This window comes from Variovorax guangxiensis (assembly GCF_003952165.1).
GTDB lineage: Bacteria > Pseudomonadota > Gammaproteobacteria > Burkholderiales > Burkholderiaceae_C > Variovorax > Variovorax guangxiensis.
This window is the reverse complement of sequence record NZ_RXFT01000001.1, coordinates 292,154-316,313: the sequence shown is the minus strand read 5'-3', so window position 1 is coordinate 316,313 and position 24,160 is coordinate 292,154. Positions and strand designations below refer to the sequence as shown.

The 24,160-nt window shown below is 68.9% G+C and carries 19 protein-coding genes; 12 read left to right on the top strand and 7 right to left on the bottom strand.

The genetic code is table 11. The features are described 5' to 3' along the window. Positions 1-9 precede the first annotated feature (9 nt). The 5 genes from EJP67_RS01505 to EJP67_RS01485 are packed head-to-tail and all read left to right on the top strand — an operon-like array spanning position 10 to position 6,829. Complete coding sequence (locus EJP67_RS01505; protein WP_206169435.1) at positions 10-1,623, top strand: ABC transporter substrate-binding protein; 1,614 nt, start codon at positions 10-12, stop codon at positions 1,621-1,623. A gap of 17 nt (positions 1,624-1,640) precedes the next feature. Continuing rightward, positions 1,641-2,585, top strand: a complete 945-nt coding sequence (locus EJP67_RS01500) for an ABC transporter permease (protein WP_126018684.1) — start codon at positions 1,641-1,643, stop codon at positions 2,583-2,585. Next, entirely contained in the window at positions 2,582-3,400 is an 819-nt protein-coding gene (locus EJP67_RS01495; RefSeq protein WP_126018682.1) for an ABC transporter permease, read from the top strand. The genes EJP67_RS01500 and EJP67_RS01495 overlap by 4 nt, the downstream gene beginning before the upstream one ends. Then, on the top strand, positions 3,397-5,064 hold the full coding sequence (locus tag EJP67_RS01490; RefSeq protein ID WP_126018680.1) for an ABC transporter ATP-binding protein: 1,668 nt from the start codon (positions 3,397-3,399) through the stop codon (positions 5,062-5,064). Before EJP67_RS01495 ends, EJP67_RS01490 begins: the two co-directional genes overlap by 4 nt. 31 nt (positions 5,065-5,095) lie before the next feature. Next, on the top strand, positions 5,096-6,829 hold the full coding sequence (locus tag EJP67_RS01485; RefSeq protein WP_240650465.1) for a hypothetical protein: 1,734 nt from the start codon (positions 5,096-5,098) through the stop codon (positions 6,827-6,829). Between the two features lie 10 nt (positions 6,830-6,839). On the opposite strand, the gene EJP67_RS01480 is transcribed toward EJP67_RS01485, so the two are convergent. Continuing rightward, a complete protein-coding gene (locus EJP67_RS01480) occupies positions 6,840-8,063 on the bottom strand; it encodes an MFS transporter (RefSeq protein ID WP_418131901.1) in 1,224 nt (407 codons plus the stop codon). Positions 8,064-8,140: 77 nt separating this feature from the next. Continuing rightward, positions 8,141-8,899, bottom strand: a complete 759-nt coding sequence (locus EJP67_RS01475; RefSeq protein ID WP_240650464.1) for an aldolase — start codon at positions 8,897-8,899, stop codon at positions 8,141-8,143. Positions 8,900-9,105: 206 nt separating this feature from the next. Between EJP67_RS01475 and EJP67_RS01470 the strand changes: the two genes are divergently transcribed. The 4 genes from EJP67_RS01470 (at position 9,106) to EJP67_RS01455 (ending at position 13,444) form a co-directional block, all read left to right on the top strand. Continuing rightward, positions 9,106-10,086 carry a helix-turn-helix domain-containing protein gene (locus EJP67_RS01470; RefSeq protein ID WP_126018673.1) on the top strand — a complete coding sequence of 327 codons (981 nt, stop codon included), beginning with the start codon at positions 9,106-9,108 and terminating at the stop codon, positions 10,084-10,086. Positions 10,087-10,148: 62 nt separating this feature from the next. Further along, entirely contained in the window at positions 10,149-10,625 is a 477-nt protein-coding gene (locus tag EJP67_RS01465; protein ID WP_126018671.1) for a MarR family winged helix-turn-helix transcriptional regulator, read from the top strand. Positions 10,626-10,748: 123 nt separating this feature from the next. Further along, a complete protein-coding gene (locus tag EJP67_RS01460) occupies positions 10,749-11,771 on the top strand; it encodes an alpha/beta fold hydrolase (protein WP_126018667.1) in 1,023 nt (340 codons plus the stop codon). A 113-nt stretch (positions 11,772-11,884) separates the two neighbouring features. Next, positions 11,885-13,444 carry a cation:proton antiporter gene (locus EJP67_RS01455; RefSeq protein WP_126018664.1) on the top strand — a complete coding sequence of 520 codons (1,560 nt, stop codon included), beginning with the start codon at positions 11,885-11,887 and terminating at the stop codon, positions 13,442-13,444. Between the two features lie 132 nt (positions 13,445-13,576). On the opposite strand, the gene ilvB is transcribed toward EJP67_RS01455, so the two are convergent. Continuing rightward, a complete protein-coding gene (gene ilvB, locus EJP67_RS01450; protein WP_126018661.1) occupies positions 13,577-15,370 on the bottom strand; it encodes a biosynthetic-type acetolactate synthase large subunit in 1,794 nt (597 codons plus the stop codon). 65 nt (positions 15,371-15,435) lie between these two features. Here ilvB and EJP67_RS01445 point away from each other — a divergent pair, with 65 nt between their 5' ends. Beyond that, entirely contained in the window at positions 15,436-15,930 is a 495-nt protein-coding gene (locus EJP67_RS01445) for an Lrp/AsnC family transcriptional regulator (protein ID WP_184641982.1), read from the top strand. Positions 15,931-15,950: 20 nt separating this feature from the next. On the opposite strand, the gene EJP67_RS01440 is transcribed toward EJP67_RS01445, so the two are convergent. Further along, complete coding sequence (locus tag EJP67_RS01440; protein ID WP_240650463.1) at positions 15,951-16,964, bottom strand: OmpA family protein; 1,014 nt, start codon at positions 16,962-16,964, stop codon at positions 15,951-15,953. Between the two features lie 363 nt (positions 16,965-17,327). Between EJP67_RS01440 and EJP67_RS01435 the strand changes: the two genes are divergently transcribed. After that, the gene (locus EJP67_RS01435; protein ID WP_240650462.1) at positions 17,328-19,253 is read left to right on the top strand and encodes a sensor histidine kinase; all 1,926 of its coding nucleotides are present in this window, start codon (positions 17,328-17,330) and stop codon (positions 19,251-19,253) included. A gap of 4 nt (positions 19,254-19,257) precedes the next feature. On the opposite strand, the gene EJP67_RS01430 is transcribed toward EJP67_RS01435, so the two are convergent. Next, positions 19,258-20,151: a LysR family transcriptional regulator gene (locus EJP67_RS01430; protein ID WP_126018656.1), complete on the bottom strand. Its 894-nt coding sequence runs from the start codon at positions 20,149-20,151 to the stop codon at positions 19,258-19,260. An 89-nt stretch (positions 20,152-20,240) separates the two neighbouring features. Between EJP67_RS01430 and EJP67_RS01425 the strand changes: the two genes are divergently transcribed. After that, positions 20,241-21,020: an NAD(P)H-dependent oxidoreductase gene (locus tag EJP67_RS01425; protein WP_126018652.1), complete on the top strand. Its 780-nt coding sequence runs from the start codon at positions 20,241-20,243 to the stop codon at positions 21,018-21,020. A 7-nt stretch (positions 21,021-21,027) separates the two neighbouring features. Here the strand turns inward: EJP67_RS01425 and EJP67_RS01420 are convergent, their stop codons facing one another. Beyond that, complete coding sequence (locus tag EJP67_RS01420; protein WP_126018650.1) at positions 21,028-23,121, bottom strand: alpha/beta hydrolase domain-containing protein; 2,094 nt, start codon at positions 23,119-23,121, stop codon at positions 21,028-21,030. A 73-nt stretch (positions 23,122-23,194) separates the two neighbouring features. Beyond that, entirely contained in the window at positions 23,195-24,160 is a 966-nt protein-coding gene (locus EJP67_RS01415; RefSeq protein ID WP_126018648.1) for a Bug family tripartite tricarboxylate transporter substrate binding protein, read from the bottom strand.

The window sequence follows — 24,160 nt, the reverse complement described above, 5'->3', positions numbered from 1 at the left end:
AGTGTTGCCATGAAGAAAGTCCCCGTTCCTCCGTCTCGCCCACCCTCCAAGTCGCCAGCATCGCTGGTCGCCGCCCTGGCGTTCGGCCTGGCAGCCGCCGTGCCTGCTCTCGCCCAGCCGGCCGCAGGCGCAGGCCAGACGCTGCGCATCCAGATCAACTCCGACATCCGCAGCACCGACCCCGGCGGCAACCGCGACGACAACACCGACAACGTGCTGCTGCACGTGGCAGAGGGGCTGGTCGCGCTGCGTGAGGACACCTCGGTGGGCCCGATGCTGGCGAGCAAGGTCGACACCTCGGCCGACGGCCTGACCTACACCTTCACGCTGCGCGACGGCGTGAAGTTCCAGAACGGCGCCACGCTCACGGCCGACGACGTGGTCTGGAACTGGCAGCGCTATCTGAAGCCCGCCAGCGGCTGGCGCTGCCTGCCCGAGTTCGACGGCAAGGGCATGACCAAGGTGCTCTCGGTGGAGGCGCCCAACCCGAAGACGGTGGTGTTCAAGCTGGAGCGCGCGAGCGCCCTCTTCCTCACGATGATGGCCCGGCCCGACTGCGGCGGCGCCGCCATCCTGCATCGCAGCTCGGTCGGCCCCGACGGCCAGTGGAAGGAGCCCGTGGGCACGGGGCCCTACAAGCTCAAGGAGTGGAAGCGCGGGCAGTACGTGGAACTCACGCGCTTTGACGGCTACACCTCGCGCGCCGAGCCGCGCGACGGGCTGGCTGGCGGCAAGAAGGCCGAGATCGAGAACCTGCGCTTCGTCGTCATTCCCGACTCGGCCGCCGCCAAGGCCGCGCTCTACAGCGGCGGCATCGACGCCTTCGTCAACCCCAGCCCGGCCGACGTGGTCGAGATGCGCAAGCGCTCCGACGTGCTGGTCGACACAACGCCGGTGATGTCGATGGTCGCGCTGCTTCTGCAGACCAGCGACCCGCTGCTCAAGGACGTGCGCATCCGCCGCGCGCTGGCGCTGTCGCTCGACACGCCCGAGATCGCGCGCTCCGTCACCGAGGGCCTATCGCCGGTCAACAACTCGGTGGTGCCTTCGTCCAGCCCCTACTACGACGCAGTGCAGGCCGGCGGCTTCAGGCGCGACATCGCCGCCGCGAAGAAGCTGCTGGCCGAAGCGGGCTACCGCAACCAGCCGATCCGCATGATCGCCAACAAGCGCTACGAGGCCCTGTACTCGGCCGCCGTGCTGGTGCAGGCCATGGCCTCCGAGGCGGGCATCAACATCGAGCTGGAGGTGCTCGACTGGGCCACGCAGCTCGACCGCTACACCAAGGGCCAGTACCAGAGCATGGCCTTCATCTACTCGGCGCGCATCGATCCTTCGCTCAACTTCGAGATGGTGTCCGGCGACAAGGCCGCGCAGCCGCGCAAGGTCTGGGACAGCGCCTACGCCCAGCCCCGGCTGGCGGAGTCGATGGTCACGCGCGACAAGGCGCGCCGCCAGGTGCTGTTCGACGAGATGCACAAGCAGATGCTGCAGGACGTGCCGATGATCGTGCTCTTCAACGCCAGCGACGCCACCGCCATGCGCAAGAACGTGGTCGGCTTCAAGGGCTGGGCGCCGGCCAAGCCGAGGTTCTGGAACGTGCGGCTGGCCGCTGCCGGCTGAACGGAGCCGCGCGAGCAATGCCCGCCTATCTCCTGCGCCGGATCGCGATGACGATCCCGACGCTGCTGCTGGTTTCCATCGCGGTGTTCACTCTGATGCGGCTGATTCCGGGCGACCCGGTGCTGCTCATGCTGGGCGAAGGCGCCGACCCCGCGCAGCTGGCGCTCATGCGCCACCAGATGGGGCTGGACCAGCCCCTGCCCGTGCAGTACCTCGTGTGGCTGAAGCACGCGCTGGCCGGCGACCTGGGCACATCGACCACCAACGGCCTGCCGGTGCTGCCGCTGATCTGGGAGCGCTTTCACGTCAGCGCGGTCATCGTGCTCGTCGCGGTGGCGCTGGCCTCGCTGATCGCCGTGCCCGCCGGCCTCGTCGCCGCCTGGCGCAAGGACAAGCCCACCGACCTCGCCATCATCGGCGCCGCGACGCTGATGCTTTCGATGCCCAGCTTCTGGCTGGGCCTGCTGCTGCTGATGTTCTTCGGCCAGTACCTGGGCTGGCTGCCGGTGGTGGGCTACGTGCCGATGTCGGAGAACTTCTCGCAGGGCGTGCTCTACGTGATTCTTCCGATCGCGACGCTGCTGCTGGTGGAGACCGGCGTGCTCACGCGCATGTCGCGCGCCAGCACCATCGAGATCCTGCGGCTCGAATACGTGACGCATGCGCGCGCCAAGGGCGTGCCCGAATCGCAGGTGCTGCGCCGCCATGTGCTGCCCAACGCCTTCAACCCGACCCTCACCATGATCGGGCTGATCCTCGGGCACCTGCTCAGCGGCATCGCGGTGCTGGAGACGGTGTTCACCCTGCCCGGCCTGGGGCGGCTGATGATCGATTCGATCTTCGCGCGCGACTACCCGGTGCTGCAGGGCTGCCTGCTTTTCACCGCCTGCATCTACGTCGTGATCAACCTGATCGTCGACATGTGCTACCCCCTCTTCGACCCGCGGGTGACTGTGCAGTGAAGACGAAGTTCAAGACCCATACCCTCATCGGCGGCGCGCTCGTCGCGGTACTGCTGGCCGTCGCCGTGGCCGCCGCGCTGTGGACGCCCTACAACCCGCTGGGCATCGACCTGCGCTCCAAGCTGCAGCCGCCTTCGATGGCGCACTGGCTGGGCACCGACGAATTCGGCCGCGACGTAGCCAGCCGCGCGATGCAGGGCGCGGCCACCAGCTGCCTGGTGGCGCTGCTCACCGTGACGCTGGCTACTGCCATGGGCCTGGTGGTCGGCGTGGTCGCGGGCTTCGTGCGCGGCTGGACCGACCGCGTGCTGATGGCCTTCAACGACACGCTGCTGGCCTTCCCGGGGCTGCTGCTGGCGCTGGGCGTGATGGTGATCGTCGGCGCCAACAAGTGGGGCATCGTGCTGGCGCTGAGCATGGCCTATGCGCCTTCGGTGGTGCGCGTGGTGCGCGGCACGGTGCTGTCGCTGCGCGAGCGAGAGTACGTGGAGGCCTCGCGCATGATCGGCAACGGCGAGCTCTACACCATGTGGCGCCACGTGCTGCCCAACTGCATGGCGCCGGTGGCGGTGCTGGCCACCAGCATGTTCGGCTGGGTGCTGCTGTCGGAAAGCGCACTGAGCTTCCTCGGCCTGGGCGTGCCGCCGCCCGCGCCCACCTGGGGCAACATGCTCGCGAGCGCGCGGCCCTACATGGCCTCGGCCGTGTGGCTGTGCGTGGTGCCGGGCCTGTGCATCGCGCTCACGCTGCTGGGCATCAACCTGCTGGGCGAATCGCTGCGCGACCGGCTCGATCCGCGGACGGAGAAGCCATGAACACCGCATCGAACCCCACCGTGCTGTCGGTGGAGCACCTGAAGATCGAACTGCGCAACGGCGCCCAGCCGCTGGTGCACGACCTGTCCTTCGAAGTGAAGGCGGGCGAGTTCCTCGCGGTGGTGGGCGAATCGGGCAGCGGCAAGACGATGGCCGCGCGTGCCATCCTGCAGCTGCTGCCGCCTGGCATTGCGCAGACCGGCGGGCGCATCGTGTTCGACGGGCAGGACCTGGCCACGCACGACGCGAAGGCCATGCGCCCCATCCGCGGGCCGGGCATCGGCATGGTGTTCCAGGAGCCGATGGTCTCGCTCAACCCGGTGCACCGCATCGGCGAGCAGATGGCCGAAGGGCTGCGCATGCACACGCAGCTGCCGGCGCAGGAGATTCGCGCGCGCATCGTCGACATGCTGCGCCGCGTGCAGATCGCAGACCCCGAACGCTGCATGCACGCCTATCCGCACGAGTTCTCGGGCGGCATGCGCCAGCGCATCATGCTGGCCAGCGTGATGCTGCTGAAGCCGCGCCTGCTGATCGCCGACGAGCCGACCACCGCGCTGGACACGCTGAGCCAGCGCGAGGTGCTCGACCTGATGGTGGGCCTGGCGCGCGACAACGGCACGGCCGTGCTGCTCATCACGCACAACCTCGGGCTGGTGGGGCGCTATGCGCAGCGCGCCATCGTGCTGGAGAAGGGCCGGCTGGTCGAGACCGGCGAGGTGCCGGGCATCCTGCTGGCACCGAGGCAGCCCTACACCTGCAAGCTGGTCGACGCGCTGCCGCGCCGGCAGGCGGCCAAGGCCGAACCCGCCGAGCAGCGGCAGCCGCTGGTGCAGGTGCGCGGCCTGTGCGTGAGCTACGCCGGCGCACGCGCCGGCTTCTTCAAACGCCACGCGCCGGTTCGCGTGATCGACTCGCTCGACCTCGACATCCATCCGGGCGAGATGGTCGCGCTGGTGGGCGGCAGCGGCTCGGGCAAGACCACGCTGGGCCGCGCCATCCTGCGGCTCGCGCCCTCGCAGGCCGGGCAGATCCTGTTTCGCGGCGAGGACGTTCGCAGCGCCGGCCGCGCCGCACTGCATCGCTTCAGGCTGGCTTGCCAACTGGTGTTCCAGGACCCGTTCTCCTCGCTGGACCCGCGCATGCGCGTGCAGGAGATCGTGGCCGAGCCGCTGCGCCACCTGCCCGAGCTCGATGCGACGGCCCGCACCCGGCGCGTGAAGGAAACGCTGGACGAGGTCGGCCTCGACGGCCTCGGCGCGCGCTACCCGCACGAGCTTTCGGGCGGCCAGCGCCAGCGCGTGGCGATCGCCCGCGCGCTGGTGCGGCGCCCAGCCTTCGTGGTGGCCGACGAGCCGGTGTCGGCGCTCGACATGACGATCCAGGCGCAGGTGCTCAAGCTGTTCCAGAGCCTGCAACAGCACCACGGATTCGCATGCCTGTTCATCAGCCACGACCTCGCGGCCGTGGAGCAGATCGCCGACCGCGTGATCGTGATGGAGCGCGGGCGCATCGTGGAGCAAGGCGCGCGCGACGCGGTGTTCGACGATCCGCGCCATGCGTACACGCAGGCGCTGCTCGCAGCCACGCCGCGGCCGCTGGCGGCGCTGGATGCGCTGGACACGGCACAGGCAATGCCCGAAGCGGGTCGGGCCTTCGCGTGATGACGGGCGGCACGGCGGCACAATCGGCCGCGTGCCGCTCATCCGACATCACCTGCCCGCCGCCCTCCTCGCACTGACGCTCGCTTCCGCTGTGCCCATGGCGCAAGCGGCGGAGCCGGTGCTGCTCGTCACCTCGCCCGCCGCGCTGCAGGCTGCCGAGAAATCCGGCGCCGGCTTCGCGCGCTGGATGTACGGCGAATCGGCGCAGTCCACCGATGGCGTCACCGCCAACGAGGCGCTGATGCGCACTCCGGCCTGGCGCTCCATCACCGAACCGCTGGGCGCCAGCCTTTCCGGTATCCAGCGGCGCGACAGGCAGGCGGGCGTGGGCATCTCGCGCTATCCGCACCGGCTGTTCGACGCGCGCTGGCTCGCGAGCCCCGATGCCTTCTTCGAGCTGGTCGGCGTCGCCAACCGCATGGACCGCCGGCCCTTCCAGAGCGGCGCCTGCGGCGAAACGCGGCTGGTGTACCGGCTGGCCTATCGCACGGCCGCGATGCAGTCTCGCCTGCCGATGACTGTCAACGTCGAACTGCGCGGCGACGCGCCCGATGCAGACGGGAGCTGCGCCGCCGCCGCGAAGCGATGGCAGCCGCCGCAGGCCGCGATGGCCGACGAGGCGCTGGGCCGCTGGCTGACCTCGGCCGATGGCCCGCTCGCGCCGAAGCGGCTGGAGCACGCGCGCATCGCGCAGCTCACCACCAACCTGCAGAGCGTGCGCTGGCCCTCGGCGGTGCGGCCCGACCTGGGCGGCCACGCTGAATACATGCTGCGCGCCTTCCGCTGGAACGCGGGCGCCAGGCGCTTCGAGATCGCACCGCTGGAGAACACGCCCGACGTCGCCAGGCTCAAGGCCAATGCCCCGCTGCGCAAGGAACTGCAGCAGTGGCTTCGGCAACCCGCCAACCTGCGCGCGCTGGACGAGGCCACGCTGCAGATTCCCGACAGGTTCCTCGCGACCGAAGCCATCTCGGTCGCGCCGCGCGGACTCGAACGGCTGGCCAACCGGCCCTTCGCGCAGATCTTCGCGCCCGGCGAATGGCAGGCCGTGCCCGGCAGCCGCACGCTTCAGTCGCCGCAGGCGGTGCTGCGCCGCCTCGACGACCTGAGCTGCATGGGCTGCCACCAGAGCCGCGCGGTCGCGGGCTTCCACCTGCTGGGTGTCGACCGGCGCGGCGCCTCTCGGACCTTCACCACCGGCAACGCGCTGGCGGTGCCGCACTCGCCGCACGTGCAGGACGAGCTCGCGCGGCGCGAAAGCTACGTGCGGGCCGCGCTCTCCACGCCGCGGCCCGATCCGTTCCGGCCCCTGGCCGAGCCGATGGAAGCGGATGCCGCCGCCGGACGCGCGACGGTCGGCGCGCGCTGCGAGCCCACGCGCATCACGCAGTCGGCCAACGCGTGGACCGATCGCGCCGAGAAGCTGCCGCCCGTTGCCTGCGAAGGCGCGGCCTCGGTGTGCGAGAAAACGTCGGTCGGCTTTCCGGGCGGCATGTGCTCCGGCCCCTGCGACCCCAGGGACCCGAACGGCACCTGCGGCGGCATCGCGATCCTCAGCGACTTCAGCAGCTGCCTGGCCGCGAAGAAGCCCTTCGGCGAATGCCTGGCCAAGCACACGCGCCCCGGCAACCTGCGCAGCTGTTCGGCGCAGCAGTCCTGCCGAGACGACTACATCTGCGCGCAGGCCAATGGCAAGCCCGAGGGGCAAGGCGCCTGCATTCCGCCCTACTTCCTCTTCCAGATGCGGGTGGACGGGCACTCCTGAGGGCGGCCGGTCATTCGTTCGCGACAGGGCGCATCAGCCAGGCCGACCCCGCGGCCACCACGCCCAGCACCGCGACGTAGACGCCCACCGGCACGATGCTCGAATAGTTCGCCACCAGCGTCGCCGCGATGATCGGCGCCAGCCCGCCGCCGATGGCCGCCGCGAACTGGATGCCGATGGAGATGCCCGAGTAGCGCAGCTCGGGCGGAAACTGCGCCGCATAGAGGCTGGACTGCGGCGCGAACATCAGCGGGTAGTTGAGCGACAGCGCCAGCACCATCGCCACCGTATAGGCCGTGAGCGATCCGCTGCCGATGGCCTGGAAGAGCGGCACCGCCATGAGCGCCAGCAGCAGTCCGCCGAAGACGTAGAGCCGCCGCGCGCCCACCTTGTCCGCGAGCCAGCCACTGGCCGGAATGGTGAAGACCATCGCCGCCGAACCGGCGATCAGCGCGTGCAGCGCATCGGAGCGCGAGAAGCCGAGCCGGCTGGTCGCGTAGGAGATCGAGAACACCAGCACGGTGTAGATCAGCGTCACCTCGGCCAGCTTGCCGCCGATGGTCAGCAGCAAGGGCCTGAGGTGCGCCACCACCACCTCGCGCGCCGGCAGCACCGCCGTCCTGCGGTGGACCTTGACCTGCATGAACTCGGGCGACTCGTCCACCTTCATGCGGATGAAGACGCCCAGCACGATCAGCACCGCGCTCGCAAGGAAGGGTAGCCGCCAGCCCCAGCTCATGAAGCTGGACTCGGGCAGCTGCGTGACCAGCGCGAAGGCGCCCGAGGACAGCAGCACGCCGATGGGAGCGCCCATCTGCGGCATGCTGCCGACCAGCGAGCGCCAGCGCGGCGGCGCGTGCTCCACCGCCATGAGCATCGCCCCACCGAGCTCGCCGCCGAACGAAAGGCCCTGCCCGATGCGCAGCAGCACCAGCAGCACGGCCGCCCACAGCCCGATGGACTCGTAGGTCGGCAGCAGGCCGATCAGCACCGTGCAGATGCCCATCATCAGCAGGCTCAGCGTGAGCATCGACTTGCGGCCCAGGCGGTCGCCGTAGTGCCCGAAGATGATGCCGCCCAGCGGCCTGGCGAGCATGCCGCTGGCGAAGGTGCCGAAAGCCGCCAGCGTGCCGACGGTGGGGTCGAAGTTGGGGAAGAAAAGCTTGTTGAACACCAGCGCAGCGGCGGTGCCGTAGGCGAGGAAGTCGAAGGCCTCGATGGCCGTGCCGACCATGGTGGCGGCGCCGATCTTCCAGACGCTCTGGTGCTTTTTCTTCTCCACGGTGCCCTGCAACGGGGTGGCGATGCTGTTCATGGGCGCTCCCCGGTGATCTGCCGCGCGAACATCGCGAAGCTGGCGTTGACGATGCTCCGCTGCAGCAGGAAGTCGTGCGACTCCCTGGCCAGTGCCGGGTCCACCAGCTTGAGGCGACCGTAGGCCGACTGCGCGATCAGCTGGTTGCGCGCCGCGCGCTCGATGAGCACCGACATGTACAGCGACTCCTCGATGGTCGGCGTGGCGGCCAGGAAACCGTGGTTGGCAAGCAGCACGCAGCGCTTGGTGCCGAGCGCGGCCGAGATGATCTCGCCCTCGACGTCGGCGATCGGCAGGCCGGGCCACTCGGGCAGGAAGGCGCAATCGTCGAAGAACGGGGTGGCGTCCATGTGCGCAATCTGCAGCGGCTCGCCGGTCATCGACAGCGCGGAGACGTATGGCGGATGCGTGTGGATCACGCAGTTCACGTCCGGCCTGCGCCTGTAGACCCACAGGTGGAAGCGCACGGCCGGATTGGGCACGCCGCGGCCTTCGAGCACGCGCAGCGAATCGTCGATGCGCATGACCGAGTCGGGGCGGATCTCGCTGAAGGCGTGCGCGAGCGGCGTGGTCAGGAAGCTGCCGTCGGGCTGCCGCACGGTGATCTGGCCGGCCAGGGTTTCGCAATGACCTTCCTTCGCGAGGATGCGGCAGCTCAGCGCGAGCTTCTCGGCCTCGGTCCAATTGCCGTAGCTGAGGCCGTCGAGGGACGGCGCGGGGCTTTCGTGGGTTGTGGTGCGGGTGTCGTCGCTCACGCGTTGGCTCCTGTGTGCATTCGTGGGGGGTGCGGCCAATGTATGAAGCAGCCCCCGCTTTGCTCTTGCGCGTGGGTGCACGCGCATTGATCCGGCGTGCCAACTAGTGGAAAGCCTCAGCCCCGGATCGGATGTCGGCCGCCTAGACTGCCCCTGCCGACGCTGCCTGGCACGAAGCATGCGCATCGGCGGCAGGAAACACAGCCATGCACCACGACACAGCAGCAGCCTCCGACCTGAGCTTCGCGCCATGCTTCCGTCCGTTCTACATGGGCGACGTGCAGGGCTACTCGAATGCGCTCGACTCGCTGGTGTACCCCGGCGAGCTCAGCGTGCGGGACAGCAACCCGCGCATGAGCCTGGAGGCCTGCCGGCTCGTGGGCGGCGGGCTGGCGATCAGCTTCGCCTCCACGCCGCTGGCGGTTCGCCATGACACGGCGCTGGCTTCCATCGGCGGCGCGGGCGATGTGCTCGCGATGATCGCGGTCGAGGGCGAAGGCACCATCGAGCAGGGCGGGCGCTGCATGCCTTTCCGCAAGGGCGACATCACCTTCCGCACCACGCGGCTTCCTTCGGCCTGCACACTGACCACGCCCGGCAGGCTGGTGGTGCTGCGGGTGCCGTCGGACCGGTTCTTCGGCATCTACGCCGATCTGCACGACCGCTTCGTGCCTTCGATCTCGCGGGCGGATTCGCGCCTGGCCGAGGCGGCCCGTGTGCACATGGGGCATGTGTTTCCGGGCAATGCGCAGGCGTTGCCGGCACTGGCGTACTTCTCCGAGCAGTCCTTCGTCTCGCTGCTGGCTGCGGCCTATTGCGAATCGGTGGACGAAGACGCGGCCGACGGCAAGCACCGCGAGCGCGACCGCTGGCAGCGGCTGGTGGCCTTCATCGAGGCGCACCTGGGCGATCCGGAACTCTCGGTCGATGCGGTATCGAGGGAGCTCGGCATCTCGAGGCGGCTCACGCATCGGCTCTTCGAGACGCAGCGCACGCAATATGGCGCGTACCTGCGCATGCGCCGCCTGGAGCGCGCGAAAGACGATCTGCGGAACAGGCGGCTCGACCATTTGAGCGTGGCCCAGATCGCCTATCGCAACGGCTTCGGCGACGCGAGCCATTTCAGCCGAAGCTTCAGGGACCGGTTCGGCGTGCCTCCTGGAGGCCTGCGCAAGTCGCCAGCCTGAGAAATCGTCCGGCCGATAAATATTGCTTGCCATTAGATCGCATGCGATCTAATATTCGCGCCATGCCTGCCAAGCGCATCACCGCCCCATCCACCGACGCCCCGGCGAGCAATGCGCTGGCGCTGGACGAGCAGCTCTGCTTCGCCGTCTACTCGACGATGCTGAGCCTCAACAAGGTGTACCGCGGCCTGCTGCGTGATCTCGATCTCACTTACCTGCAGTACCTCGTCATGCTGGTGCTGTGGGAGAAGGACGAGATCAACGTCTCCGAGATCTGCACGCGCCTGGCGCTCGAAACCACCACCCTCACCCCCCTCCTCAAGCGGCTCGAAGCGCGTGGACTCATCCAGCGCGTGCGTTCGCCCAAGGACGAGCGGCAGGTCATCGTGTCGCTCACGGCCGATGGGCGCGCATTGCGCGCCAGGGCACAGGGGCTGCCGGGCTGCGTGGCGCAGGCCATGGAGCTCTCCCCCGAACAGATCGGCGAACTGCGCACCCGGTTGCTGGGCCTGCGCACAAGCCTCGACAGGAACGCGTGATGCACAGCAGCTTCGCCGTTCCTGCTTTTTCAAGACAAATACATCGCATGCGATATTAATTCATACGACATTTACCGCATCGCACCACTTCACCACTCGACCTGCCAGCAAAAGGAAAGCACCATGACCGAACAACGCACCCGGACCATCGACTCCACCGCTCCCACCCGCCGCAGCCTGCTGCTGGGCGGAGCCTGCGTCGCAGCCGGCGCCCTCGTGGGCACCGGCTTCTCCAGCGCGGCATCCGCCGCATCCGCCGCCGCGCCCGCATCGGGCGCGGCCAACGCCTCTTCGAAAGGAAAGCAAACCATGAGCAAGAACATCATCGTCACCAAGGACGGCACCGAGCTCTATTACAAGGACTGGGGCCCCAGCACCGGCCAGCCCGTCGTGTTCAGCCACGGCTGGCCGCTGAACTCCGACAGCTGGGAATCGCAGATGCTCTTCCTCGCATCGCAGGGCTTCCGCACCGTGGCGCACGACCGCCGCGGCCACGGCCGCTCCAGCCAGCCGTGGAACGGCAACGACATGGACACCTACGCCGACGACCTCGCCACCGTCATCGAGACGCTGGACCTGAAGAACGCGATCCTGGTCGGCTTCTCGACCGGCGGCGGCGAGGTGGCGCGCTACATCGGCCGCCACGGCACGAAGCGCGTGGCCAAGGCGGCCCTGATCTCCGCCGTGCCGCCGCAGATGCTGAAGACCGCCGCCAACCCCGGCGGCCTGCCGATCGAAGTGTTCGACGGCCTGCGCGCCGCGCAGCTGGCGAACCGCTCGCAGTTCTACAAGGACGTGCCCTCGGGCCCCTTCTTCGGCTTCAACCGCCCCGGCGCGAAGGTGTCGCAGGGCCTCATCGACTCGTGGTGGGCGCAGGGCATGATGGGCGGCCACAAGAACACCTACGACTCGATCAAGGCCTTCTCGGAAACCGACTTCACCGAAGACCTGAAGAAGTTCGACGTGCCCACGCTCATCGTGCACGGCGACGACGACCAGATCGTGCCGATCGGCGCCGCCGGCCTGGCCTCGGCCAAGCTGGTGAAGAACAACAAGCTGATCGTCTACCCCGGCGCGCCGCACGGCCTGACCGACACGCACAAGGACAAGTTCAACGCCGACCTGCTGGCGTTCGTCAAGTCCTGATGCGCTGATGCGTTGACGAGGAAGGGGCCCGCACGGGCCCCTTCTTCTTTTGCCGGGCGCGACAACCCGACCTCTTAGTATTCGGGGCAAACAACACCAAGACCGAGGCCCCGATGGACGTCTTCGAGAACGTGCTCGTCATGCTGATCGCCGCCTGCCTGCTGCTGCAGCTCTCGCGGCGCCTCGCGCTGCCCTACCCGTCGATGCTGGCGCTGGCCGGCGTATGCCTGGGCGCGATGCCCTGGGTGCCGCACGTGAGCCTGGATCCGCACCTGGCGCTCGCGCTCTTCATCGCGCCCGCCCTGCTCGACTCGGCCTTCGACACCTCGCCGCGCGAGCTGCGGCGCAACTGGATGTCGCTGGTCTCGCTGGTGCTGGTGGCGGTGCTGCTGACCACCGCAGTGGTCGCGTGGGCCGGCTGGGCTTTCGCGGGGCTGCCGCTGGCCGCGGCGATCACGCTCGGCGCCATCGTCGCGCCGCCCGACGCGGTGGCCGCGGCGGCGGTGATGCAGCAGTTCCGCATTCCGCGGCGCACGCTGTCGCTCATCAACGGCGAGAGCCTGCTCAACGACGCGGTGGCGCTGCTGGTGTTCGGCGTGGCGGTGTCGGCGGCCGGCGCCGCTCACGTGCCGATGACGAGCTCGCTGCCGATGCTGCTGGTGGCGGTGCCGGGCGGCGCGCTGGTGGGCTTCGCCTTCGCCAAGCTCAATCTGCACTTCGGCGCGCCACTCTTCGCGGGCACGCGCTCGGCCATCATCTTCCAGTTCGTGATGACTTTTGGCGCGTGGATCGTGGCCGAGCGGCTGCACCTGTCGCCCATCATCTCGGTGGTGGCCTTCGGCATGACGCTGGGCCAGTTCGCGCCGAAGCGCCATGCGCCCCGCGACCGCGTGCATTCCTACGCGGTGTGGGGCGCGGTGGTGTTCACGCTCAACGTGCTGGCCTTCTTTCTCATGGGGCTGCAGGCGCGCGGCATCATCACGCGCCTGTCGGGGCCGCAGCTGGCGCATGCGCTGGAGTTCGCAGGCCTCGTGCTGGTGCTGGTCATCGCGGTGCGGGTGGCGTGGGTGCTGATCTATGGCGCGGCGATGCGCCGGTACAAGCTGCGGCTGATCGCGCGCGGACGCAAGGTTGCGCTGCCCTCCAAGCGCATCAGCCTGCTGGTCGGCTGGTCGGGCATGCGCGGGCTGGTCACGCTGGCCACCGCCTTCGCGCTGCCAGCGAACTTTCCGGGGCGCGATCTCATCGTGCTCAGCGCGTTCGCGGTGGTGCTGGGCACGCTGGTGATCCAGGGCTTCACCATCGGGCCGCTGATCCGCGCGCTGAAGATCGAGCCCGACGACTCGCTGGACAGGGAACTCTCGCTCGCCCGCACCGCGATGATGGACGCGGCGCTCGCCGCCATCGAAGCCGAGGACGGCCGCGAAGCCGATGCGGTGCGCGACGAATACCGCGCCGCGCGCGTCCTCGCGCAGGACCAGCGCCAGCCGCAGGCCAAGACCGCGCACGACCGGCTGCGCGCCGTGGCCATCCGCGCGCAGCGGGAGGCGCTCGACTCGCTGCGCCGCGCCGGCGAGATCGAGGACGACACCTACCACCAACTGGAGGAGGAGATGGACTGGGCCGAGCTCAGCGCCATTCCGGCGAACGACGTGCGGCTGCAGAGCGTCTGACGCGCACTGCTCCCTCTCCGCTCGGGGAGAGGGTTGGGGTGAGGGCATCGGCCTCAACGCCAAGGCCGCGCCTCATCGATGGCACAGCGCCCTCACCCTGGCCCTCTCCCAGAGGGAGAGGGGACAAGACTTTCAGACCTCCTCGTACCACCGGTCCTTCGCCAGCATCACCCGGTGGTGCCCATGCCCCGAGGGCATCATCGGAAAGCAGTTTTCCTGCGCTTCGACCTGCACGTCGAGGAAGAACGGGCCCTCGCTGGCAAGGCACTCGGCCAAAGCATCCTCCAGCTCCGCCGGGTCGCTCACCCGCCGCGCACCCCAGCCGAAGGCCTTGGCCAGCGCCACGAAGTCGGGCAGCGCCTCGTTCCAGCTGTGGCTCAGGCGGTTGCCGTGGTTCAGCTCCTGCCACTGGCGCACCATGCCCATGTAGCCGTTGTTGCTCAGCACCAGCTTCACCGGCACGCGGTGCTGCACCGCTGTCGAAAGCTCCTGGATATTCATCAGCACCGAGGCGTCGCCGCTCACGCACACGGTCAGGGCGCCGGGGTGGCCGATCTGCGCGCCGATGGCGGCGGGCAGCCCGTAGCCCATGGTGCCGGCACCGCCCGAGGTGAGCCAGCGGCGCGGGCTGTCGAAGCGCAGGTATTGCGCGGCCCACATCTGGTGCTGGCCCACGTCGGTCGACACGATGGCGTCGCGCCCGGCGAGCCCGGCGATGGCGCGCTGCAGCGAAGACATCAGCTGCTGCGGCAGGATCGAGCCGGCCTTCGGCTCGAAGGCCAGGCAGTCGACGGCGCGCCAGCGTTCGATGCGCTCCCACCACGGCGCCAGGCGCTCGGGCGCAAAGCCCTCGGCGGGCAGCAGCGCGAGCAGGCTTTCCAGGATCGCGGCGCAATCGCCCACCATCGGCACGTCCACGCGCACCACCTTGTTGATGCTGCCGGGGTCGATGTCGATGTGGATCTTGCGGGCGTGCGGGCAGAACTCGTCGAGCTTGCCGGTCACGCGGTCGTCGAAGCGCGCGCCGACGCACACCACCAGGTCGGCCTCGTGCATCGCGAGGTTGGCTTCGAGCATGCCGTGCATGCCCAGCATGCCGATGAACTTCGGATCGGACGCCGGAAAGGCGCCCAGCCCCATCAGCGTGAGCGTGCACGGCGCATGCATCAGGTTCACCAGCTTCGTGAAGGCCTCGCAGGCCGCCGGCCCCGAGTTGACCAGCCCGCCGCCGCCATAGATGACGGGTCGGCGCGCGGTGGAAAGCAGGTCGGCCGCGCGCTGCACCATGGCCTTCGGCGGCAAGGCGGTACGGCTGGTGCGCAGGGCGCGCAGCGGGGCGGGCTCGGGGGCACGGCCCAGGCGTTGGAGCTGGATGTCCTTCGGCACGTCCAGCAGCACGGGTCCGGGGCGGCCGGTGGAAGCGATCTCCAGCGCGCGGCGCACGAGCGCGGGCACGTCGTCGGCGGCACGGACCTGGCGGTTCCACTTCGTCACCGGGCGCGACATGCCCAGCGCGTCGCTTTCCTGGAACGCCTGCGTACCGATGACGGCGGTGGCGACCTGCCCGCTGATGCACAGCACCGGCACCGAATCGCTCATCGCGTCCAGCAGCCCGGTGATGGTGTTGCCCACGCCCGGCCCCGAGGTGACCAGCACCACGCCCACGCGGCCGGTGCTGCGCGCATAGCCCTCGGCCGCGTGCACGGCCGCCTGCTCGTGGCGCACCAGCACGTGGCGCAGCCGGGGTTCGCCGTGCAGCGCGTCGTACAGCGGCAGCGCCGCGCCGCCGGGGTACCCGAAGATGGTGTCCACGCCGCACTCGACCAGGGTGTCGAGCAGGGCTTCGGCGCCGTTGCGGATGCGAACCGGCGTCGTGTCGGGGTGAAGGGACGGGGAGGACGTGGGGGGTAGGTCGAGCAGTCGCATGCCGTCAATTCTTCCGTTTCGGGCGCAGAATATGCATCTTTCTTTTGGCCCTTTAAGCTCGATTCATGAAAACCAATCGGCAAACACCGAGCGACAGCGAAGGATCTTTCGACAAGACCGACCTGGCGATCCTGCGGGTGCTCCTGCTCGACTCGCGCAAGACCCTGCAGGAGATCGGCAACGAGGTCGGCCTCTCGCCCACCAGTTGCTGGACGCGCATCAAGAAACTGGAGGCCACGGGCGTCATCAAGCGCTACACGGTGGACGTCGACCCGGCCAAGCTGGGCTATCACGACTCGGTGATCGTGCAGGTCACGCTCGAGAGCCACACCGACGAGACGCTCTACGACTTCGGCCGCACGCTCGCGACCATTCCGGAGATCCAGGAGGCCTACCTGGTCTCGGGCGACTACGACTACTACATCCGCATCGCCGTGCGCGACACGCGCGACTACGAGCGGCTGCTGCGAGAGAAGCTCTACAAGATCCCGGGCATCCGCCACAGCAAGTCGCACTTCGTGCTGCGGGTGCTGAAGGAAGCGAGCGTGCCCATCATCTGAGGCGCCCCGCCCGGCCGGGCTCAGAGCCGGATCAGCTCCACCCGGCGGTTCTTCGCCCGCCCCGCCTCGCTGTCGTTGGGCGCCACCGGCTCCGAGGCGCCCGCGCCGCGGGTGGTGAAGCGGCGCGGATCGACGCCGGCCTTCACCAATACAGAGATCACCGCCAGCGCGCGGCGCTTCGAAAGATCGTCGTTGTGCTTCGCCTCGCCCTGCGCGTCGGTGTGGCCGACCACCGAGAGCTTCAGCGGCGGGTTGTTGCGCATCAGCTTGGTCATCTCGTCGAGGGTGGGCTGCGACTCGGGGCGGATCACGTCCTTGTCGAGGTCGAACAGGATGCCGTAGAGATTGACACGCCCCGTCTCCGCCAGGCTCTTCTGCATGGCCGTGGCGTCGAGGAACACGATCTTGTTCTCCTCCATCGCCTTGCTCTCCACCACGCGCACGAAGGCATGGTTGCCGACCTCGGCGTTGTGCTCGGCCAGCGCGATGCTGGCGTAGACGGTGCCCGAGGGGCCGGTCTTCCGCGCGAGCAGATAGCGCCCGCTCACTGCGAAATAGTTGCGCGCATAGTCGCCCCGGCTGCCCAGGCGCGGCCATTCGGGCTGGTCGAAGGCCAGCGCGAAGTCGTAGGGCGTGGTGGTGTCCACGCTGCCGTCGCGCGGCTTGTAGCACGAGCCGTTGGCGGTGCCGCAGCTGAACACGATCTCGAAGCCCTTGGCCTTGAGGCTGGACTCGTAGTTGCGCTGCACTTCCAGCAGCGAGCGCTCCTTGGGCAGCCTGTATAGATAGAGCGTGACCTTGCCCTCCACCTTGAGCAGGTCGGGCTTGCCGCCGCCCCAGTTCTGGAACGGCTCCTTGATCAGGCCGACCTCGTCGTAGGCGGCGGCCTTGTACCCGTCGAGCACCGAGCCTTCGTAGCGGCCGACGAGGGGGTTGTCCTTGGCCGGCTCGGCGGCGAAGGAGCCGGCGGCCGCCGAGAACAGCGCACCGGCCGCCAGGCGGGCAAGCAAGACCATGAGGGCAGACTGTTTCATCGGCGGGCCTGGAAGAGAAATGAAAGCAGGAAGGAGAAGGTAGCGCGGCATGCCCATGCTAGGGACTGCCGCCGCCGCTGTGCATTCGACGGACGGCCTATGCCGCGCCGGCCTTCTTCCGCTCCCCGCGCGCACTTCGCCCGGGGTCGCCGGCGTGTTAGCAGGCGTAATCGCACGCGTATTTGCCCAAGAACATAATTGCGCGCGGCTCGCGAGGGCGAGACCCGGGCTCCATGGCATGGAGCCGAACCGCAACGGCTTCAGGCCGCTGCAAACCACAAAGAAGCGACTTCCAAGGCAAAGCGATCTATGAGGTGGGGCAGCAAGAGCTGTTGGCGAATCGGCAGGTGGATCGCAAAGCTTTTGCTGGCCGCCGCGCCGGTACTCCTGCCTTGCGCGAATGCCGCCGAGCCGGTTGCGCAGCAGTCACTCGAAGCCGACGAAGCCGTCCACATCACCCGGGCCGAGCTGCTTTCCGTGCCGGGCAGCGGCTACACCGCGCCTCCACGCAACGCGCAGGAGGCGGCACTGCCCGAAAAAGGCTGGAGGAAGGTCAGCCTCCCGCACACGGTGGGACGCGAGCTGGTGCCCGACGAAGGCAGCGGCGCACGCACCGTGACCGACTGGTACCGCATCGACCTGTCCGTCAGGGCTTCGGTGCGCGAGCCTCAGCTGCTCTATCTCCCGCGCTGGAAGACACTGGGCCACATCGCGGTGTACGGCGACGGCGCCCTGCTCTACCAGTCGCATGGCAGCCCCATCCACAACGGCTACAACCATCCGCTGCTGCTGCCGCTGAACCCGACCGCCGACACGCCGCCGCCGAAGACCGTGCTGATCCGCATCGACCGCTTGCGCAACAGCGGCAGCGGCTTCTCCACCGTCTGGGTGGGCAGCGAAGAGTCGTTGAGCTGGCGCTACCAGATCCGCCAGTTGCTGCAGGTGCAGTTGCCTTTCATGGGCAGCGCCGCCTTCCTCGCGGTCGGCGCCTTCGCTTTCGCGGTCTGGGTGGGCCGTCGGCGCGAGCTGCTCTACCTGCTGTTCTTCGCCATCTCGGCGCTCGCCTTCTTCAGGACGCTGCACTACTACGCGGGCGGCAGCTACATACCGATCTCGGACGAATGGTTCGAATGGATGACCGTCTCCAGCCTGCTCTGGCTGGTGATCCTCATCCACCTCTTCCTGCAGCGCCTGCACCAGCAGCCCTCGGTGTGGCTCACCCGCATCGCGGTCACGCTGGCCGTGGCCTGCAGCGTCTCCACGGTGCCGCACCTGTCGTCGAAGATCGTCAGCCTGTACCTGTTCACGCCGCTGCTCAACCTGGCGGTACTGCCCGTGGCGGTGCTGATCTTCACCGTCAACCTGCGCAAGTCGCTGGTCACCCAGCAGACCGAGGGGCGGCTGGTGGCGGTCTGGACGGTGTTCGCGCTCGCGCTCACTTCCTACGACGGACTGCTGCAGAACAACCTGGTGAGCCCGGAGAGCGTGTACATGTCGCCCTACGCCATCATCAGCCTGTTCTTCGTCTTCTCGTACATCATGTTCCAGCGCTACACCGGCGCCTTCGCCGAGGTGGGCCGGCTCAACCGGGGGCTGGCGCTGCGGCTGAAGGAGCGCGAGGCCGAGCTGGAGCAGAGCTACCAGCGCCTTCGCGCGAGCGAGAACCAGCACATGCTCAGCGCCGAGCGCCGCCGCCTGATGCAGGACATGCACGACGGGCTGGGCTCATCGCTGATCAGCGCGATCCGCTCGGTGGAGCGCGGCGCCATGACGGAGGCCGAGATCTCCCACGTGCTCAAGGGCTGCATGGAAGACCTGCGGCTGGTGATCGACTCCATGGAAAGCGTCGACGCCGACCTGCTGCTGCTGCTGGCGACCATGCGTTTCCGCCTCGCGCCGCGCATCGAGAGCGCCGGCATCACGCTCCAGTGGGAAGTGCAGCCCGTGCCCGCCCTCGACTGGCTGGACCCGGACGGCGCGCTGCACATCCTGCGCATCGTGCAGGAGTGCGTGGCCAACGTGCTGCGCCACACGCGCGCGACCACCATCTGCGTGAGCACCACCGTGGTGGACGAAGGCGTGTGCGTGATCGTCGAGGATAACGGCGGCGGCTTCGACGTGAGCGAAGCCCTGCGCCGCGGCGGCCGCGGCCTGCGCAACCAGCAGCGTCGCGCGCAGGAAATCGGGGGCACCGTGAGCTGGGAGGCCGGCGCCGCAGGAACTCGCTTCGTGCTCTGGCTCCCGCTGGAGCGCACGGCCGGGGCCGGCAGGGTCCTGGGCGTGGCCTGACGGCTCAGAGACTCGACGCGATCTGCTCGCGCAGCCACCGGTGCGCAGGATCGCGATGCCGGCGCTCGTGCCAGAGCATCGCCATTTCGTAGCCCGGCACCTCCAGCGGCGCCTGCACCACGCTCAGCCCGGGTGCGCTGCGCGCCAGCCGCTCGGGCAGCATCGCGACCATGTCGGTGCCGGCCACCGCCGACATCATGAAGAGAAAGTGCGGCACCGACAGCACCACGCGGCGCGCCAGGCCCCTCTCGGCCAGCGCCTCGTCGGTGGGCCCCGCGAAGCCTCCGCCGGCCAGCGACACCACCACGTGCTCCAGCGCGCAGAACTGCGCCAGCGTCGGCCGGCGCTTCAGACGCGGATGGCCGGCTCGGCCGACGAGCACATAGCGCTCGTTGAAGAGCACCCGCGCGTGCAGGCCCGGCGGCGCGCCCACGCTGGTGTGGAAGAACAGGTCGATCTCGCCGCTCTCCAGCTGGCGCGCCATGCGCGAAGGCACGGCCTCCACCACCGCCAGCCGCGTGTTCGGCGCCGCGGCGCGCAGCCCGGCCAGCGACGGCAGCAGGATGGCCGACTCGGCATAGTCGGCCGCGGCGACGCGCCAGGTGGTGCTGGCCCCGGCCGGCTCGAAGGGCCGGGTCGGCGCCACCGCGCGGCCCAGCGCCTCCAGCGCTTCGCGCAGCGGCTCGCGCAGTTCGTCGGCCCGCGCGGTGGGCCGCATGCCGCGCTGCGCGGGCAGCAGCAGCGGATCGCCGAACACCTCCCGCAGCTTGGCGAGCTGCACGCTCACCGAGGGCTGCGACAGGTTCAGCCGCTCGGCCGCGCGGGTGACGTTGCGTTCGGCCAGCAGGGTGTCGAGCGTGACCAGCAGGTTCAGGTCGAGGCGGCTGAAATTGTTCATGGCAATTCCTGGAATTCAGACTATTCATTTCCAATATATCGCCACGGCACCTAACCTGAGGGCATCTCCACTCGAACCTTCCAGAAATCATGAACGTCCTGCTCGTACTCGCCCATCCCGAAACAGCTTCGCTCAACGGCGCATTGCACCGCTTCATGGTCGACCGCCTCACGGCCGCCGGCCACACGGTGCGCGTGTCCGACCTCTATGCCATGCGCTGGAAACCCGCGCTCGACGCCGACGACTTTCCCGCGCGCGACACCGCCACGCGCTTCGACCCCGCCCTCGATTCGCAGCAGGCCTTCCAGGCCGGCACGCAGACCGCCGACATCGCCGCCGAGCAGGAAAAGCTGCTCTGGGCCGACGCGGTGGTGCTGCAGTTCCCGCTCTGGTGGTACTCGATGCCCGCCATCCTCAAGGGCTGGATCGAGCGCATCTACGCCTACGGCTTCGCATACGGCGTCGGCGAGCACTCCGACACCCACTGGGGCGACCGCTTCGGCGAAGGCGTCATGGCCGGCAAGCGCGCCATGCTGGTCGTGACCACCGGCGGCTGGGCCTCCCACTACGCGCCGCGCGGCATCAACGGGCCGATGGACGACCTGCTCTTCCCGATCCACCACGGCATCCTCTACTACCCCGGCTTCGACGTGCTGCCGCCCTACGTGGTGCACCGTACCCACAAGGTCGACGAGGCCGCGTATGCGCGCATCACGCAGGAACTGGGCGAGCGGCTCGACACGCTCTTCACCGCCGAGCCGATTCCGTTCCGTCGCCAGAATGCCGGCGACTACGAGATCCCCGCGCTCACCCTGCGCGAGCACATCGCGCCGGGCAAGACGGGCTTCGCGGCGCACACCGCCGGCTGAGCCAGCCTCAGGGCAGCACCGGATTCGCCACCGCGTTCGCGATGGCCGCATCGGCATCCACGCGCAGCATGAAGCGCTTCGCCACCAGGTCGTTGGCGGCCGCCGTCACTGCGGCCACGTAGCCGGCCTGGTCGGTGTAGCGCTCCTGCAGCGAGGGGCGCGGATCGGCGCCGCGCAGGGCGGCCGTCTTCGCGAACGGGAAGTACGAGCCGAACAGGCCCGCCTGGTCGATGCGGCCCGGCACGCTCGTGTAGTTCCAGCCGGTGTTCGTGCCCAGCGGCACGGCCACGTCGAGGCTGCGGATGCCGGCGAGGTCGTTGCCGTCGGCGTCCACCTGCGGCACCAGGATCGCGTAGTCGCGGCCCAGGTAGGCCGGCGGCACCTGGGTTGCGATGCCGCTCTCGTCCTGCGGGCGGTAGCTGGGGCCCCAGTCGAGCAGCGAGTAGTTGTTGACCAGGCCCGTGTAGCTCACGCCAGGAATGGCCGGGAACTTGACCTGCTGCGGCCGCACGAGTGTGGCTTCGGCGATCTTCGGGACCTGGCTGTCGGGCGGCGTCGTGCCCTTGACGACCCAGTCTTCCAGGTTCTGGTAAAGCGCGCGCACCACCGGGATCACGCCGGCATTGCCGTTGGTCGCGTAGAGCGCGCCGGCGCTCGGGCCCGGCAGCGAGGCCAGGCCCAGCAGATGGTGCGTGCTCGCGTAGTAGTAGACGCGGGCGTTCGCGGGCTGCACGAGGTCGGTGGTGCCCCAGGCGTCGGTCAGCAGCGGCGAGCCCTGCAGCACGTAGAACTCGGTGCCGCTGAAGCCGATGAAGAGCTTCGGGCAGGTGCCGCTGGCCTCGCAGCGCGACAGGATGCCGCCACGGCGCTGGGCCACGTCGTCCACGTAGTCCTTCGAGAGCCCGCGCGTGCCGGCCTGCCCGAAGGCCGTGTGGTCGGCACGCACGCCGCCGCCGCCGCCCGGGATCGAGAAGCGCATGTTGATGTTGGTCTGCCGCGCCGCGATCTGCGCGAACACGCCGTCGAACACCTTCTGGCCCGCGCGGTCCTCGTTGAAGCCCAGGTGCACGAAGGTCTTCATGAAGTTGCCGCACTGCGAGACGCCGGAGGCAATCGTGTTCTTGATCGCCGCGGCCACCGGGTTCGCCGTGCCGGACGAGTCGCTCGCGTCGCGGTGGAAGAAGCTGATCATGTCGCGCAGCGCCGCGAGGCCCAGGCCCATGACCTTCGGGTCCTTCGCGACGTAGACCAGCTCGTACAGGTAGGCCGGGTCCCACTTGTCCTTCAGGCACACGTTCGTCTCGTCGGGCGTGCCCGGGAATGGCGTGGCGGCGCTGCACTTGGCGAACTTCCAGTCGCTCACGGGAATGAGCTGGCGCGCATCGCCTTCGTTGATGCGGCGCGTGAGCACGTAGCCGGGCTTCGTGTTGTCCAGGCTGGCGGTCGGGTAGGCCTGCATCGCCGCGTTGAACGGACCGCCGGGCAGCGGCAGCGAATCGTTGGTGGCCGCGGTGGGCAGCAGTTCGGCGCGATAGGTGCCGGTGATGCTGCTGCCGTCGGCATTCTTCGCGACGGGCACCTTCAGCGTGAGCTTGCCGGCCGCCGCCGGCACGTCGCCCTGCCATGCGGCCGTGAGGAACACGTAGCCGCGCGAGGCGAAGTACGGATCGAGGTTCACGATGTTGCCGCGATTCGGCGCGTCGTAGCGCAGCACGCCGCTGGCCTTGCTCATGTCCTTGGGCTTGAAGAGCACGAAGTCGGAGGTGTACTCGACCTTGCCGTTGGCGTTGAGCGGCGCGAGCTGCAGATCCTGGATGATCGCGTTGCGCGCGTCCTTCGGGTCGACCTCGCCGGTGAAGGTACCGGTGATCTTCTCGTAGGCACCGACGCTGCCGAAGGTGCCCGCCACGTCTTCCGTCGCGGTGATGGCGAGCTTGTATTTCGGCGCCGTGGCGGCTGCGGGCGGCGTGGTGGCAGGCGGCGTGCCGGTGGACGGCGGCAGCAGCAGGCCGCCCCCTCCTCCGCCGCTTCCGCCGCAGGCGCTCAGAAGAAAAAGGGCGGCCGAAGCCACCGTGGCAGCCCTGAGGCTCCAGCGTTTCATGGTTTGTCTCCTTCGTTGTGGGTCTTTGTCTGCGTGCGGCGCCGATCCCCGCTACGGCGCGTGGGCCGTCAGATCACTCGGCCTCGATGCCGGCCGCCTTCACGATGCGGCCCCATTTCTGCGACTCGCCGGCCTGGAACTTCGCCAGTTCCTCGGGCGAGCTGGTGAACACCTCCGTGCCGGTCGGCTCGTAGAACGCGGTCTTCGCGGCTTCGCTCTTCGCGGCCTTCACCAGCAGCTCGTTGAGCCGCTTGACCACGGCCGGCGGCGTCTTCGCGGGCGCGTAGGCGGCGAACCAGTAGCCCATCTCGTAGCCCTTCACTCCCGCCTCGGCGATGGTGGGCACGTCGGGCGCGAGCGCCGAGCGCGTGGAGCTGGAGAAGCCCAGCGCGCGCAGCTTGCCGGCCTTGACCTGCGGCAGGCCGGTGGCGGTGTCGGTGATCATCATGTTGATCTGCCCGCCCAGCAGGTCGGTCACGGCGAGCGTGTTGCTCTTGTAAGGCACATGCAGCAGCCTGATGTCGGCCATCTGCTGCAGCAGCTCGCCCGCCATGCGGCTCGATGAACTGCCGCTGCCGAAGCTGTACTTGCCCGGCTCCTTCTTGGCGAGCGCGATGAACTCGGCCACGCTCTTCGCGGGGAAGCTGGGGTTCACCACCATGATCTGGCCGCCCTTGCCGAGCGCGGCGACGGGCGCGAAATCCTTCACCGGGTCGTAGGGCAGCTTCTTGAACAGGTGCTCGTTGGCGGCGTGCGTGGTGTTGGTGGTGATGAGCACCGTGTAGCCGTCGGCCGGCGCCTTCGCCACGCTCTGCGAGGCGATGAAGCCGCTGGCGCCCGCCTTGTTGTCGATGACCACGGCCTGCTTCGTCTCGGCGGTGATCTGGGTGCCGAGCGCCCGCGCGATCTGGTCGGTGGCGGTGCCCGCGGCGAAGGGCACGACGAAGGTGATGGGCTTCTCCGGGAAAGTCTGTGCGTGGCCAGGCAGCGATGCCACCACCATGGCGGCCGTCAGCGCGGCGAGGGGGAACAGCTTCAT

Bases quoted from the DNA above. Each gene is read 5' to 3' on its own strand.
- EJP67_RS01505 (WP_206169435.1), top strand. From the start codon at position 10: ATGAAGAAAGTCCCCGTTCCTCCGTCTCGCCCACCCTCCAAGTCGCCA.
- EJP67_RS01500 (WP_126018684.1), top strand. From the start codon at position 1,641: ATGCCCGCCTATCTCCTGCGCCGGATCGCGATGACGATCCCGACGCTG.
- EJP67_RS01490 (WP_126018680.1), top strand. From the start codon at position 3,397: ATGAACACCGCATCGAACCCCACCGTGCTGTCGGTGGAGCACCTGAAG.
- EJP67_RS01480 (WP_418131901.1), bottom strand. From the start codon at position 8,063: ATGGTCGGCACGGCCATCGAGGCCTTCGACTTCCTCGCCTACGGCACC.
- EJP67_RS01470 (WP_126018673.1), top strand. From the start codon at position 9,106: ATGCACCACGACACAGCAGCAGCCTCCGACCTGAGCTTCGCGCCATGC.
- EJP67_RS01465 (WP_126018671.1), top strand. From the start codon at position 10,149: ATGCCTGCCAAGCGCATCACCGCCCCATCCACCGACGCCCCGGCGAGC.
- EJP67_RS01460 (WP_126018667.1), top strand. From the start codon at position 10,749: ATGACCGAACAACGCACCCGGACCATCGACTCCACCGCTCCCACCCGC.
- EJP67_RS01455 (WP_126018664.1), top strand. From the start codon at position 11,885: ATGGACGTCTTCGAGAACGTGCTCGTCATGCTGATCGCCGCCTGCCTG.
- ilvB (WP_126018661.1), bottom strand. From the start codon at position 15,370: ATGCGACTGCTCGACCTACCCCCCACGTCCTCCCCGTCCCTTCACCCC.
- EJP67_RS01445 (WP_184641982.1), top strand. From the start codon at position 15,436: ATGAAAACCAATCGGCAAACACCGAGCGACAGCGAAGGATCTTTCGAC.
- EJP67_RS01440 (WP_240650463.1), bottom strand. From the start codon at position 16,964: ATGAAACAGTCTGCCCTCATGGTCTTGCTTGCCCGCCTGGCGGCCGGT.
- EJP67_RS01430 (WP_126018656.1), bottom strand. From the start codon at position 20,151: ATGAACAATTTCAGCCGCCTCGACCTGAACCTGCTGGTCACGCTCGAC.
- EJP67_RS01425 (WP_126018652.1), top strand. From the start codon at position 20,241: ATGAACGTCCTGCTCGTACTCGCCCATCCCGAAACAGCTTCGCTCAAC.
- EJP67_RS01420 (WP_126018650.1), bottom strand. From the start codon at position 23,121: ATGAAACGCTGGAGCCTCAGGGCTGCCACGGTGGCTTCGGCCGCCCTT.
- EJP67_RS01415 (WP_126018648.1), bottom strand. From the start codon at position 24,160: ATGAAGCTGTTCCCCCTCGCCGCGCTGACGGCCGCCATGGTGGTGGCA.